General features: G+C 49.3%; 12 protein-coding genes. 5 read left to right on the top strand and 7 right to left on the bottom strand.

What is annotated here, in order from left to right:
• Positions 1 to 383: 383 nt before the first annotated feature.
• From ACW9SV_RS09570 to ACW9SV_RS09560, 3 genes are all read left to right on the top strand, one after another.
• Positions 384 to 2,015 carry a sialate O-acetylesterase gene (locus ACW9SV_RS09570; RefSeq protein ID WP_479556537.1) on the top strand — a complete coding sequence of 544 codons (1,632 nt, stop codon included), beginning with the start codon at positions 384 to 386 and terminating at the stop codon, positions 2,013 to 2,015.
• A gap of 266 nt (positions 2,016 to 2,281) precedes the next feature.
• Positions 2,282 to 3,865 (top strand): endo-1,4-beta-xylanase, encoded by a 1,584-nt coding sequence (locus ACW9SV_RS09565; RefSeq protein ID WP_479556536.1) that lies wholly within the window; start codon positions 2,282 to 2,284, stop codon positions 3,863 to 3,865.
• Between the two features lie 273 nt (positions 3,866 to 4,138).
• The gene (locus ACW9SV_RS09560; RefSeq protein ID WP_479556535.1) at positions 4,139 to 4,915 is read left to right on the top strand and encodes an SDR family NAD(P)-dependent oxidoreductase; all 777 of its coding nucleotides are present in this window, start codon (positions 4,139 to 4,141) and stop codon (positions 4,913 to 4,915) included.
• A 66-nt stretch (positions 4,916 to 4,981) separates the two neighbouring features.
• On the opposite strand, the gene ACW9SV_RS09555 is transcribed toward ACW9SV_RS09560, so the two are convergent.
• Complete coding sequence (locus ACW9SV_RS09555; RefSeq protein WP_479556534.1) at positions 4,982 to 6,076, bottom strand: FUSC family protein; 1,095 nt, start codon at positions 6,074 to 6,076, stop codon at positions 4,982 to 4,984.
• Between the two features lie 162 nt (positions 6,077 to 6,238).
• On the opposite strand from ACW9SV_RS09555, the gene ACW9SV_RS09550 reads away from it, so the two are divergent.
• Both ACW9SV_RS09550 and ACW9SV_RS09545 read left to right on the top strand, forming a co-directional pair.
• Entirely contained in the window at positions 6,239 to 7,513 is a 1,275-nt protein-coding gene (locus tag ACW9SV_RS09550) for a PQQ-dependent sugar dehydrogenase (RefSeq protein ID WP_479556533.1), read from the top strand.
• 276 nt (positions 7,514 to 7,789) lie between these two features.
• Positions 7,790 to 8,734, top strand: coding sequence for an alpha/beta hydrolase (locus ACW9SV_RS09545; protein ID WP_479556532.1), 945 nt, complete (start codon positions 7,790 to 7,792; stop codon positions 8,732 to 8,734).
• 144 nt (positions 8,735 to 8,878) lie between these two features.
• Here the strand turns inward: ACW9SV_RS09545 and ACW9SV_RS09540 are convergent, their stop codons facing one another.
• From ACW9SV_RS09540 to ACW9SV_RS09515, 6 genes are all read right to left on the bottom strand, one after another.
• Complete coding sequence (locus ACW9SV_RS09540; RefSeq protein ID WP_479556531.1) at positions 8,879 to 9,775, bottom strand: DUF5777 family beta-barrel protein; 897 nt, start codon at positions 9,773 to 9,775, stop codon at positions 8,879 to 8,881.
• Positions 9,772 to 10,344, bottom strand: a complete 573-nt coding sequence (locus ACW9SV_RS09535; protein WP_479556530.1) for a YceI family protein — start codon at positions 10,342 to 10,344, stop codon at positions 9,772 to 9,774. The genes ACW9SV_RS09540 and ACW9SV_RS09535 overlap by 4 nt, the downstream gene beginning before the upstream one ends.
• A gap of 6 nt (positions 10,345 to 10,350) precedes the next feature.
• The gene (locus ACW9SV_RS09530; RefSeq protein WP_479556529.1) at positions 10,351 to 10,746 is read right to left on the bottom strand and encodes a hypothetical protein; all 396 of its coding nucleotides are present in this window, start codon (positions 10,744 to 10,746) and stop codon (positions 10,351 to 10,353) included.
• Between the two features lie 66 nt (positions 10,747 to 10,812).
• Positions 10,813 to 11,283, bottom strand: coding sequence for a CHRD domain-containing protein (locus ACW9SV_RS09525; protein WP_479556528.1), 471 nt, complete (start codon positions 11,281 to 11,283; stop codon positions 10,813 to 10,815).
• A 93-nt stretch (positions 11,284 to 11,376) separates the two neighbouring features.
• On the bottom strand, positions 11,377 to 12,711 hold the full coding sequence (locus tag ACW9SV_RS09520) for a porin family protein (RefSeq protein ID WP_479556527.1): 1,335 nt from the start codon (positions 12,709 to 12,711) through the stop codon (positions 11,377 to 11,379).
• A complete protein-coding gene (locus ACW9SV_RS09515; protein ID WP_479556526.1) occupies positions 12,689 to 13,255 on the bottom strand; it encodes an RNA polymerase sigma factor in 567 nt (188 codons plus the stop codon). The genes ACW9SV_RS09520 and ACW9SV_RS09515 overlap by 23 nt, the downstream gene beginning before the upstream one ends.
• Positions 13,256 to 13,744 lie beyond the last annotated feature (489 nt).

Here is a 13,744-nt window from a genome sequence, read left to right as displayed (position 1 = left end):
ACCTCTAAAAAATCAAGTATGTTGAAAATGATGAATCTGTTAAGGATTGTTTCTAATTCAGCCACTCCCATGCCAACGATGGCATAGATTGAGAATTAAGGTAAAAAGACAGAAAAACCAAAGGTAGGCTATCGCCAATCTTCGTTCCTCGCTTTACCTACATCGAGTTTTAAACAACCATAATTCTTTTCTCCAGAAGTGCTGTTTCAAAGGGCATTTCTGGAAAACAGGGCTGAAACAATCGCTTCGCTGATAAACCACAACCCGAAAAGTATTCTCTAACTCCTACCCTATCTCTCATGTTCAACCTCAAGCCACCTTAAAAGCCTCCTGCTTCTATAAAGCTTTTGAAATGAAATTTCTCACCTTAAACACCAATGTTTATGAATAGAATTCTATCTAAAATTTTAGCGTGTGTTTTAGTATCCTTTCTGTGGGTGCCTTCTGCCTTCGCCGCCCTGTCGCTTTCTCCTATTTTTGGGTCAAACATGGTCTTACAGCGGAATGCCACCGTTCCGGTTTTTGGGACATCTACTGCCGGGGCTACCGTTACAGTGCAGTTCATGGGCCAAAATAAAACCGGCGTTGCCGATGCCACCGGTAAATGGCGGATTGATCTGGCCAGCATGACCGCAAGTATGGATCCCAGTTCCATGACTGTTACCTCAGGCAACGAGACCGTAACCTTGACAGGGGTTCAGGTAGGCGAAGTTTGGCTGTGCAGCGGCCAGTCTAACATGGGCTGGTCACTGGCCGAGGCCAACAACAGTGCCTCCGCTATTGCCGAGGCCGGCAACCATAATATTCGCCTTTTCAGAATGACGGCCGGAAACGGACCTAGCACCACCACCTGGAAAGTTTCCAACTCCAGCACCGTGGGCAACTTCTCGGCGGTAGGATATTGGATGGGGTTGGAACTCTCCCAATGGATGGTGAACGTACCTATCGGATTGATCCAGGCCACGCATGACGGAACCGCCATAGACCAGTGGCAGCATACAAGCGGGGGCGTGGGCACGGACTACGATGCCATGGTAAAATCTATTCAACCGTTTGCGGTAAAGGGAGTGGCCTGGTACCAGGGCGAAAGCAACGGCGGGGACACCGGCTATAAGACTAAACTCACCAACATGGTGCGCGAGTGGCGCTCAGACTGGGGACAAGCTAGTTTGCCCTTCGGGATTATCCAGTTGGCGTACCGCTCGGGTTGGAATGGCGCCCGTAACGCCCAGTTAGAGGTAGCTGATACCGAGCCTAGCTGCTTTCTGGTGGTAATCAGAGACCTTCCGGGTGGTTCCCTGCACCCCACTGAGAAAAAACCAGTAGGCATCCGGACCGCTATTGGTGCCAGAGGATTGGTGTACGGTGACAACATCCCCTATTCTGCCCCAGTCCGGGATATCCCTAACTCCTATGTCTCCGGCAATAAGGTCATCCTTAAATGGAAACACTTGGGCAACGGACTGTTCACTGATAATGGGTTAGCCCCGGGTGAGTTCAAGATAGCCGATGCTAGCGGCCGTTTCCAGACGGCTACGGCAGTGATTGTGGGTTCCACCGTGGAAGTAAGCAGTTCGCGGGTGACCAAGCCCACCATGGTGCAGTACTCCTACAGCAGCGTGGGGAACCTGTACAGCAGGGTCAGCATCCCAACCGAAGGGGGCAAAACCATTGTGGATCGTCTGAAAGTTTCTGAGTTCCAAATCACGGTACCAACAGTAGTGGCAACCACGGCTTCTACTGCATTAGCTGGCCCCTCCCTGGATCGTTCAACCTTGACGGTCTATCCAAACCCATCCCCTAATGGCCAATTCCAGATCAGAACCAACGGCCAAAAGGTGGATGGTGCCCTTACTATTCAGGTAGTGGATCTGCTGGGAAGAGTAGTGTACAGAAAAGAGGCTTCTTCAGACGGAAACCTGCCAGTGACCAGCAACCTGAAGCCAGGCACTTACATTCTTCAGGTAAGAGACCAAGCTAACGTTCTGGCAAAACAACAACTGGTGATCCAATAAGAAATTGATGCCAAACAGAACCACCAGGCACTTGTCAGGTGGTTCTGTTTTTAAGCTGCTTTTTTGAATTCAATACTAACCTTTTTGATGAAAGCCGGGGCCATGAGGTAGACAAGATAAACTCAATTTGTCTCGTTTTGTCCCTCCATTTAAGAAAAGTGGTTGAGTCAAAATTTTGCATATCAAGGTTCAACTTCCTCAAAATAAGAGCTTTCATTTGGTGCGTTTTCTTCTATCTTTAGACACCAATTCACAAATATTTCTGCATGACAAAATCTTTACTCTCTGTTTTCCTTCTGGTGCTTACCCTTTGCGCTTTCCGGGTGCAGGCACAGAACAACACCCCTCCTTCCTGCGTGATTACCGCCCCACATAACAACGCCTATTTTGAGGCGGGAAAGGCCATGACCATTCTGGTGTATGCCTCAGATATTGGGGGAAGCTTTGCCAATGGCACGGTGAGCAAAGTGGAGTTCTTTAACGGCACCGCCAAACTGGGTGAGGCTACCACGGCCACCAACAACACCTACACTTTTGTTTGGGCTCCCCTGAGCGAAGGAACCTACACCCTTACCGCTAAAGCCACCGATAACCTGAACACCGTGAGTACTTCAGCGGGCGTGCAAGTGACAGTGGGGCAAGCCCCGGCCACTAGCATTGGGCTGAGTGCCTGTAAAGGAAAATACCTGGGCAATATCATTGCCGGCAGCGTACCCTCCAACTACAACTCATTGTGGAACGGCGTCACCCTGGAGAACAACACCAAATGGGGCGTGGTGGAATCTACCCGCGATGTCATGAACTGGAACGGGGCCGATGTAGGGTATAACCACGCCAAGAACAATCACCTTATGTTCCGGTACCATGCCTTTGCCTGGGGAAGCCAGTTTCCCACCTGGGCTATTAACTCCAATAACCGTCTCCTGCTCTCCCCAAGTGAGTTTCAGGCAGAAATGGAGGAATACTTAGCTGCCGTTGCAGCCAAATACCCTACCGGCATAGACCAGATTGATGTCCTGAACGAGAACCTGAGAACGCACGCGGCTGCCACTGCCGCTGTACGAGAAGGGTTAGGCGGGGCCGGTGCCACCGGGTATGACTGGATCATCTGGATCTTTACCAAAGCCCGGCAATACTTCCCTAACTCCAAGCTGATCCTGAACGATTACGGCTTAGAGAACGACCCATCGGCCATTAACGAGCAACTGCTGGTGATCAAACTGCTGCGCGACCGCAACCTGATTGACGGCTTTGGCACGCAGGCCCACGAGTTCAACATCAACACCCTTACTGCCGTCCGACTGAAAGACGCCCTTGATTTAATGGACAATGCCGGGGTCCCAATCTATGTGACCGAACTGGATATCTCAGGGAATGACAATACCCAGAGCACCCGGTACCAGACGCTGTTCCCGGTGTATTGGGAGCATCCAGCCGTAGCGGGGATTACCTTATGGGGATATGAATCTGGCCGTACCTGGAAACAAGATACCCATCTGTTAAACAGCTCCGGATCTGACCGTCCAGCCATGACCTGGCTGCGGCAGTACCTTGCGGGTAGACCCGATGTAGGATATCCGTTCTGCACTCAGCAATCTAACGTTACCGGCATTGAGGACGAAGTTAGTACCGCTACTTCTAACGCTTACCCTAACCCTTTCCAGCAGGATTTCACCTTTAAGCTAGCAGGACGGTTTAGCTACCAACTGTACAGCAGCACCGGGGTGTTAATGGCTTCTGGTACCTCCATCGACAAAGTAACCCTGGGCGACAACCTGGCAAAGGGCATGTACATCCTGAGGGTTACCCAACGCGATATAAACAAAACCATCAAACTTATCAAGAATTAACCCGCCTCACACAAACACCAACATGATGTAAAACAGGAAGCCCTGGCAGTTGTCAGGGCTTCCTGTTTTATAGGGCATTTCCGTAAACTGCCTTGTTGTGACGGTCTAATGTTCTTTGCCTCACTCTGCCCCTCGTTTCTGAGCTACTTTACCTAAAACAACTTAAAAGCCAACCGATATTACATCTTAAGAATCTAAACAATAAGTACAGCCTACCGGCCAAACCAACCGTTTAAATTAATCTTCAACAAATAACCGAACAAGTAAACCAACATGGCACGAATCTTTATCACCGGCTCCGCCGATGGCCTGGGCAAAATGGCGGCACAGTTGCTTGTACAGGAAGGACACGAGGTGGTTCTGCACGCCCGCAATGAGCAAAGAGGCCAAGATGCCTTGGCTGGCGTCCCGGGGGCGCAAACAGTGGTAGTGGGCGATTTTTCCAGCATTGCCGATACCGTGAGCGTGGCGGATCAGGTAAATGAGTTACCTCCTTTTGATGCCGTGATCCATAATGCTGCCCTGGGGTATCGTGAGTCGCGCAAGGTCCTAACCCCAGATGGCTTGCCGCAGGTCTTTGCCGTGAACAGCCTGGCCCCATACATCCTGACGTGTCTCATCCGCAGGCCGGAGCGTTTGGTGTACATCAGTTCGGGGCTGCACCAGAGCGGCGATGTGAGCCTGAAAGACCTCACCTGGAGCAAAAAGACCTGGAGCGGATTTACCGCTTACGCAGATTCTAAACTGCACAATGTGCTGCTAGCGTTTGCAGTGGCCAGAAAATGGCCCAACGTCCTGTCCAATGCTTTGGAACCCGGTTGGGTCACCACCAAAATGGGCGGAGCCGGTGCCCCTGACAGCCTGGAAGAAGCCCCTAAAACGCAAGTTTGGCTAGCCACCAGCCAGGATCCCGCGGCCTTGGTATCGGGCAAGTACTTCTACCACCAGAAGTTAAAGCAAAGCATGCCGGCAGCCCACGACCCAGAGTTACAGGAGCGTTTTCTCAATGAATGTACCCGCCTTTCTGGTATAGCTTTCCCAGCAGCATAGCCGCACCTGTTAACTGCCTTTCAGAAGTTTCCTATTGGTTTGATTAATACAGCCTGAAAACACCTTTTAGGGCAGGCTTACTTCTTCTGCTTTTTGGTGGACCTCCTGAACGAGCTGCGTTTCAGATACAATCCGGCCTAAATCGGTGAGGATGCTGCCCATATCTCTTACCGTAGCCAGCGAGCTGATGCTGTGCAGGCTGTCTAAACAGCGGGCCTGCGCTTCCTGGGCGTTCTGGATGGCCTTCTCCAACCGGGTTATGTTCTCAGGCGTTTCTTCAATGGTCACTAAACCGTAAGCAGTAATACACTCTGCCGTCGCCTCCATGGCGAGTTTCAGGTTTTGCAGGTACGTTTGCTCTGGCTGCAGATGCTGGTTCAGCTGGATATCGGCGAGGCTTCTCCTGATGCCCCTGATCTGGATGGTGATGCTCTCCAGTTGCAGAATGGTTTCGGTGAGTTGGGTGAGCCTGCTTCGTTTGTGAGTTAACAAGAAATTATACTTCAAGCTTTGCTCGGCCAGCCCCAGGGTTTTCCGGCATTCTTGGGCTTCCTTGATCAAGGCATCTACTTCAGAGCGACCCGTTTTACGCCTCGGGCCCAGATCAGCCAGCAGGGAGGCCAGGCTGATGAGCGTTTTCGCCGACAAGGCACTGTAGGAAAGGATGCTACGCTCTACCTGCGGTATGGCGTTCTGCGGAACAATCAAGGCATTGATCACAACGGCAATAAAGGAACCCAGCACCGTTTCCACGATCCTTTCAAAGGCATACCCCTCCCGCATCTGCCCAAACGCGAGCACCAACAAAGAGCTGATGGCCACCTGTGAGATAATCTGCGGGTTCATGCGCAGGGCCTTGGCAATGCCCATGCCAATCAAGATGATGAAAAAAATGGAGATGGCCCCAATCTGGAACCAATGTCCCAGTAACATACTCACCAGCACCCCGCCAATGATCCCGATGATGCGTTGCGTGGCCTTGTCCACCGAATCGGCGACGGTGACCTGCACGGTGATGATGGCGGCCACCGCAGCGAAATAAGGATATTCAGAGTGCAGCAAATTCGAAGCCACAAACCACGACAGGGCGGCTGCGAAAGCCGTTTTGGCAATCTGCAAGGTTAGGCCCAGTTTCTCAAGTATGTGCACTATTCTATCCACCAGTTCTTCTTACTCCTGATTAAATTTTTGGTTAACACCCAAAGAAAACACCTTCTTTCTGAAAAACAGGTATAAAACAATGTGCCAGTCCAAAGAGTTAAGTAAACAAACGAAGAAGCAAGGCACAAAGCCAGTTCATTTTTCCCTAAACCAAGCAAAGACATGTTAAGCGACCTCCGATTGAGCAGCACCAGAAGGGCCATCCTTTCAATTGCTCTTACCGCTACTTTGGCCAGCGCCTGTAGCCAGAAAGAGATTGCACAGGATGACCCTGACCAGACACCCACCTCCCCTACCAATTGTACTCCCCTTGAAACCCGGCAAGCCAACGCCCCTGAGCAAAAGCCCGCTTTTGCCAACCAAACCCGTGCCTGCGCCATCAAGACCCAGACCGCTCTGGAAGTCACCGTACTGACCAAGGGGCTAGAGAAACCCTGGGCGGTGGAGCCGTTACCAGACGGGGCACTTTTGGTTACCGAGAAACCGGGCAGGTTGCGCATTGTTTCCGCCACCGGGGCGCTAAGCCAACCCATCTCGGGGCTGCTTCCGGTAGACGCCCGCGGGCAGGGTGGTTTGCTGGATGTAGCCTTAAGCCCCAACTTCTCCTCTGACCGAACTATCTTCTGGAGTTTCTCAGAACCCAGAACCGGCGGAAACGGCACCAGCGTGGCTCGCGGGGTTTTATCTTCTGACCGTAGCAGCCTCTCCGATGTAAGAATAATTTTCAGGGCCTTGCCCACGTACAACGGCACCATGCACTATGGCTCCCGGTTGGCCTTTGGTCCCGATGGCATGCTGTATGTGACCTTAGGCGAACGGTCGGTGCTGGAGATCAGGCCACAGGCGCAGCACATGAACAGCCACATGGGCAAGACCCTTCGGATTACCCCAGACGGAGCGGCTGCCCCGAGCAACCCATTCACGGGTCAGGCGGGCGCCCTGCCCGAGATTTGGACGGTGGGCCATAGAAATGTGCAGGCCTCGGCCTTTGACTCGGAAGGAAAGTTCTGGGTGGTGGAAATGGGTCCGCAAGGCGGGGATGAACTGAACTTGGTAGAAAAAGGCAAAAACTACGGGTGGCCCCTGGTGACTTACGGTGAGGAGTACTCGGGTAGTCCGGTGCCTAATTCCGTGACCGCCAAAGCCGGATTTGAACAGCCCGTTTACTATTGGGATCCCGTGATTGCCCCCTCAGGTGCCCAATTCTATACTGGAACAGCCTTCCCCGAGTGGCAAGGAAGCCTCTTTGTGGGTGGCTTGAAAGACAAACAGCTGGTACGGCTTAAAATTGAGAATGGAAAGGTCACCGGGGAAGAACATCTCCTGGAAGACCTTGGCCAACGCATCCGGGATGTACGGCAAGGACCAGACGGAGCCCTCTATGTGGTCACAGACCAAAGCAACGGAGAACTCTGGAAGATTTCTCCCCGCCGTTAGAATCAAGCCTTTACTAGGGTAATCTCACTTTACTCCTTTCAAAATCCTCGGCTCCGTTTTAATCCTGTTTTTAAAGAAATGGAGGTAAAACGAAGGCGAGGATTTTTCTTGAAAAGGTACTAACCTGTTTTCAGTACTGTTTTCTGAAATGAGGCGGAAAAGCAGGCACTCTCCCTACCTATTTGTAGCAGGATTCTTTGAACCAACGGCAGTCCCCATCGTTACTCTAAGTTCCTGAAAACAGAAAACCAGAAATTACTTCTGAAGGAATTGCTGATGAAACATAAGAACACTCTTGCAGCAGCCGGCGCAGCCTCTGTCCTCCTGCTGACCTCCCTGGCGTTTGGGGTTGGAAAGAAAAGAACCGCAATGGTAAAGGAGTACATCCGGAGGAAGGTGGCCAAAGGTAGCTTTAAGATTAAGAGCTTACCAGACCCTCCCAAGAAGTTAACCCGGAAGTACGCCTTTGAGAAAATAGACGCCAACGGGGTACCGGGTTACTGGATTAACCGGAACAAGGCCCAGAACGGAGTGTTGGTTTATCTTCACGGCGGAGGCTATTTGTTTGGCCCCGTGCAGTTACAGTGGAGATACATTGCGCGCCTCAGCAGGCTAACGAACATGGCAGCGGCAGTGGTAGATTACCGGATGGCTCCGCAGCATCCGTTCCCAGCGGCGTTGGAAGATGTGCTTACCTTTCTTTCTACCCTGCAGGCCCGTGGCGAACTGCCACACTATACTTTGGTAGGCGATAGCGCCGGCGGTGGCTTGGTGGTAGCGACTACTTACCGTCTGAAGGAACTCAACGCCCAGCTACCTCAGAAACTGTTGCTGCTTTCCCCTTGGCTGGACATTAGCCTTACCAACCCAGCCTCGCAACTCACGGCTTCGCAAGATGTCATTCTAGGCTTTGACAATGTGCGGGGAGCGGCTAAGAAATACATTCAGGACCAGGATCCCCTCAATCCGCTTATCTCTCCCGTGTTTGGAGATGTATCGGGTTTGCCGCCTACCTTAATCCAGATCGGCACCTCAGAAATCTTTTTATGGGATAGCCGCAGCTTTGTGCAGAAACTCGCCAATGCTCACGTGCCGGTGCAATATGAAGAATACGAAAACATGTTTCATGTATTCCCACTGGTCCCTTTTCTGCCTCAAAGCAAAAAGGCCATTCAATCTCAGGTAACGTTTTTATCTCAGGGCTCCACAGTACAGGTTTAGAGTTTATCTGGCAGGTACCCGGATTTTTTGTTTGAAGGCTTTTTCAGAAACCAATGCCAAAATTAGCTTCGGGTGTTTGATTGGTAAACGGGTACAAAAAAGGCCTCCGAAAATCAGAGGCCCTTTCCCAGGTAAACCTTTACATTACCATTCTCTTTTTTCCCTGCCCAGGTTAAATACCCGTGAGATGTTAAACCCGAAGTAGATATCGCCGGTAGACCATCCGCCCACGTTCCTGGGGACGAAGAACTTTTCAATCATCCCCTGTGAGTTGGTGAACATCAGCTGAAAAACGTGTCCCCCGGTTTCAATGTCAAACCCCAAGGATAAGCTGTTCTTGAAGGTATCGGCGGTGGCGCCGGGTAACAGGTAGAAATACTCGGCATTGAACGAGGTGCGTTTGGTTAGTTTAAACCGTCCGCCAGTGCCTATTGCATAGACATCGGTATCTCCAAAGCCCGTCTCCACCAGGTTGCGGTGCACTAACGTGGGGGCAAGTTGCAGTGACAGTCTTTCAGAGAACTTGCGGGCTAGCAGCACTTGGAAGCTGTACGTGAGCCGGTGGGCAAATTCGAAATCCTTTTCCTGATCTGCCCAATCCAAGGTTTTCACCGCCACACTGGTAAAGCCAGTGACAGTCACCGGCGAACCGGTCGTTTTCTGCTGCAGAATTTTGTACTTCAGAAAACTGTCATAGGTCTTCTCCAAGGAGCTTCTGCCCACCCCCACCGTCAGCCTGTCGGTTATTCCATATTCCAGCGCCAGCCTGATGGTAGACTGATCAAGGCCCCAGAAGTTGTAGGCTCCGCTGTTGATCGTTCCGAACCGGTGCGAAATCAGGAAAAGCAAGGAACCTGCCCCGTTTGTCTCAACAGAGTGCCCATTGATAAGGCGAGTAGTTTTGAACGTTGCGCTTACCGTTTCACTTTTCACACTGTCTCCTTCCTCGGCTAGTTTAAGAAGGTCGTCTTGCGCCATGATGGCGGAGGTGCTCCCTACGGAGAGAAAAGCCACCAGAAAGATCATCTTCCACACTTTCATAGGCTCTTCTCCACGTAAGGTACATACACTACATTCACGGTAATGTCAATGCGCTTGGCAATGTGCTCTTTCACAAGAAACGGGATCTCAATATTGAATTCCTGGGGAGTAACCGAAAACGTGGACTTCCCCACGATCTGCTTATTCCTTACCTCCAGAGTTCCCTCAGTCCGGACAGGGCGATCTACACCATGGATGGTGAGAACGCCCTCAATGAGTACCTTGTAAAGATTGTCTTGGGTCAGGTTCACACTTTGCATGTTCACCACCTTCCCCTTGAAAGTAGCTTTTGGGTATTTGTCTGACTCTACATAGTTCTCATTGAAATGTTCCTGCATCAAGGACTTTTTGAATTGAAACGATTTCATGGGCACGGTAAACACCATCTCCCCGGTTCTGGTATCCAAAAAGGAAACTACCTGTTTTGTGTTGGCCTCTATGTCTTCCAAAGGGGCTTTGGAGTAGAAAGAGATGTACCCTGTTCTGGTAAAAAACCTTGCCTGGCCAGTGACTGGTGAGGAAAGCCCTACCAGCAGAACTGCCACCACTAAGAGTAGAAATTTAAACATGGTATCTCAGTTATTAGGGGCGCCAGCATCTACCCACTTCTTGATTTTGGCAATGTTGCAGTCAGAGAGCTTGGTTCCTCCCTTAGGCATGGCCGAGAAACCTGCGGCGTGCGTGATCACGCCCATGAGTTTGCCATTGTCTGCCACCGCTTTCACCCGGGCATAGGTATCCAGAATCATCCCTCCTTCTGCCATGGAGGCGCTATGGCAGGAAAGGCAGTTGGTACTAATTATACCGGAGACCGTGCTAGAGTATGTAACGGCGTTAGTATCGCATTGCTGCGGCTGAGGATTATTGGGGTTGTTGGGGGTAATCTCTTCTTCCTTATCGTCTTTACAACCTGCCAGAACTGCCAAGGATAAAGTGACTACCATAAGCGGAAAGCGTACAATACTTTTCATAAGAACAGAGTTAAAGTTGACTTGAAATGGAAGAAAAGAGCATCACCCTACTGGAAGCAGAAGTTCTTACTGCGGCAGAACCTGTCCCCTTATTTCTCCGGTTGGGTAAGCGTTGCTATGGATATTCACGTACCATAACCCCCCCAACATGTCTGCTTCTTGGGCCGGCGTCAATGGTGGAGTTTGAGCGTTGATAGGACTTGTATAAGGCTGAGCCCCGATAGGAATCACTATTGGGCCTGACTTTTCCAGCTCCCCTTTATGAAAGTGCATGTTGGTAGCGTTCACCCCCGACCAAGTAATGGTGTAATTCAAAATCTTAGTGTCCTTATCATAGGTTCCGGTAAAAGTACCAGTGGCGGAAGACGTGACAGGGTGCTCTTCCTGATCAGCGGTCAAGGTGCTTTCCCGCATCTGTACAATGTTATCTGGGGTTTGGTCATCCTCATCGTCATCACTGCAGCTACTGCTGCCTACAAAGAAGAAAACAACAAAAAGCCGCACGGCCCAATGGGTAAGAAATGGAAAGGTTTTCATGGTTTTTTGAGGATTAGTAATGGAAAGTAAAGGCAAGGTCATTCCACCCAGCGCCAGTGGAGGCGCTGTCCAAGGTAGGGTCAATATGAATTATTATGGTTTGATTTTTATCTTATAACCAGCAGAAAAGAAAACCCCGGCACTTGTTAAATTCACTTTTCCTGCCCCGATTCCTGAATAAGGAATCTTCACAAAAGGCTCCACCCCAACTGAAAAAACCGGTGAAACGGCACGGGTATACACCAGAGACACATTCTGCACCGTAAACCAGTGCTTGTTTTCATTTTTCACCTCGTAGCTGTAGTAGCCATAACCGCTATACTCAGAGCCATATTTCTCGCTGAGCATAATATAGGAAGATACTCCAGCCTGCACAGCTACTTTGTTTTTTCCAGACTCAAAAACCTGGTACCGAAGGTTCAAAGGAATGTCTAGCACCTTACAGGTAGCTTCAATTTCAGAGGTATAGGTATACCCTCCTGAAAAATGGTAGTCTTCTGGCTGAGCACTATACACCTTGTTTGCCCAAACTACGCCCGAAACGAAACTTAACTTACGGGTAATTGGGACCCCTATCAGCACCCCGGCATTGGCACTTAAAGATTCGGGGTTCTTAAACCTGATCGTGGTAACGTCCGGCGCAAAAGCAATCGCAACTTGAATTGAATTCAGGAAAGCCGAAGCTTTATGCCCCTCTAAGTTTCGGTTAGAGGAAGAATCCTGAGGAATGAACTCCAACTCTTCTTGTGATAAGGGTTCCAGACTCTCCGGGTACAGGGTATCCAAAGGGTTCACATACAATGCACCCCGTGCTGTTAAACTAGAAATCTCTCCATAACTTCCTTCAGAGGTAGAATCTCTATATGTTAAAGAGCTTTCTTGCCTTCCGTATTCAGTAGAGCTTGTTATCACTAAGTCTTGGTTTGACTTGAGAGGTACACCTTTACCGATTGAATCCGAAACCAGTTTTCGGTTTAAAGGAAGAAACGTTCTTTTGCCAATTGAAGGGGTGATGGTTTGGCTTTGCTTGGCCTTTATATCAAAAAATTTCTTTGACTCCAGAGTAGAAGCGTTTATAGATGATTTCACTTTAGGCACATCTGAAGCATTCTCTGTTTTGAGGCTATTTTGGCTGTTCTGCTTATGAAACGCTTCTTCTTTAAGAGGTATTAAACCCACTTGTTGACTTTCGTTACTCCTTTCAGTTTCTGTATATGAAATACGTTTATAGATGAAAGGGATACTTATTAATAGAAACAATGCAAGCAGAACTGAGGAGATTTTAAACCATTTTGTGCGCGTATCTACCTGATCCAACTTTTTCTCCATCGCTTTCCAAGCCTCCGGATCAAAGTTGGGGTCGAAGTTTTCTGCTGTTGCTTTGAACAAGCGATCCAGCTCTTCGTCAGATATATTGTTCGAGTTCATCTACTCTATTTTTTTTTAAAACTTCTCGCAAATTAGCTCTAGCCTTGGAGAGGTTAGATTTTGAAGTACCAGAAGATATACCCAACATTTCTGCTATCTCTTCGTGGGTGTACCCATCAATCACGTACAAATTGAAAACTGTTCTATAGGCGGGTGAAAGCTGTTGAATCAGCCCCATCAGGTATTCATAATTCAAATCACCTTCTATGTCAGAACCATCAGATAAAGACGGGGCAGATTCAAGGTCAGCGGCATGGTAATGTTTTAGGTTATGCCGGTAATTGTCCAAAGCAGTATTAATCATTATGCGCCGAATCCATCCTTTCAAAGATTTACTTTGGTCAAACTGCTTGAGCTTTGTGAATACTTTCATGAACCCATCGTTCATCACTTCTCTCGCTTCTTCAGCATCTTTCGAGTATCGAACACATACACTCATAGCATACCCGTAGAAATGCTGGTAAAGCTTTCTTTGTGCATCACGATTGTTTAGCAAACAACCCTGCACGATCTCTACAAGTATGGTGCTTTCTGTTCCTATCACAGATTACTGATTTGCGTACCCATCACGGAGGTAATTCAAAAAGGGTTGCTTTGCCTTATGATAAAATAAGGAATAATTTTGATTCAGAAGTATAGAAAGAAAATTGAAGAAGGTTGATCAAAGAATAGCTCCAAAAGAAAGGGTAATCTGAAAAGCTATTTGTAAGAAAAAGGGTAAGAAAGTCTTTTTAGAAGAGAATGAAGTAATCTTAAGATGAATCAAGTTGTAAAACAACCGATCTTCAGAGTTTAGGTGGCTGTTTGTTGAAGAAGGCTTGAAAAGGAAAACAATAAGCCAAAAACTCAAACTAAATAAAGAAAAGAACTAACATTAAGTTAAAACAGGAAAAGCCCGGGCTCTTAGATGGGCCCGGGCTTTTCCGTTATTGGTCATAGAGTATCACAACTTTCCCCTCCCCTCATCCCCCTCCTCTCCCTGCTATACAAACGAGGAACGCCCCCCCGTCAATTCTGCGGGTGGGGCGTTCTG

Source organism: Rufibacter sp. JT20002 (genome assembly GCF_056491185.1).
The sequence above is the reverse complement of the archived record's forward strand: the minus strand, read 5'-3'. Positions and strand labels throughout refer to the sequence as shown.

Coding starts and splice junctions, on each gene's coding strand:
- ACW9SV_RS09565 (WP_479556536.1), top strand. CDS start 2,282: ATGACAAAATCTTTACTCTCTGTTTTCCTTCTGGTGCTTACCCTTTGC.
- ACW9SV_RS09520 (WP_479556527.1), bottom strand. CDS start 12,711: ATGAACTCGAACAATATATCTGACGAAGAGCTGGATCGCTTGTTCAAA.
- ACW9SV_RS09550 (WP_479556533.1), top strand. CDS start 6,239: ATGTTAAGCGACCTCCGATTGAGCAGCACCAGAAGGGCCATCCTTTCA.
- ACW9SV_RS09570 (WP_479556537.1), top strand. CDS start 384: ATGAATAGAATTCTATCTAAAATTTTAGCGTGTGTTTTAGTATCCTTT.
- ACW9SV_RS09545 (WP_479556532.1), top strand. CDS start 7,790: ATGAAACATAAGAACACTCTTGCAGCAGCCGGCGCAGCCTCTGTCCTC.
- ACW9SV_RS09535 (WP_479556530.1), bottom strand. CDS start 10,344: ATGTTTAAATTTCTACTCTTAGTGGTGGCAGTTCTGCTGGTAGGGCTT.
- ACW9SV_RS09540 (WP_479556531.1), bottom strand. CDS start 9,775: ATGAAAGTGTGGAAGATGATCTTTCTGGTGGCTTTTCTCTCCGTAGGG.
- ACW9SV_RS09530 (WP_479556529.1), bottom strand. CDS start 10,746: ATGAAAAGTATTGTACGCTTTCCGCTTATGGTAGTCACTTTATCCTTG.
- ACW9SV_RS09525 (WP_479556528.1), bottom strand. CDS start 11,283: ATGAAAACCTTTCCATTTCTTACCCATTGGGCCGTGCGGCTTTTTGTT.
- ACW9SV_RS09560 (WP_479556535.1), top strand. CDS start 4,139: ATGGCACGAATCTTTATCACCGGCTCCGCCGATGGCCTGGGCAAAATG.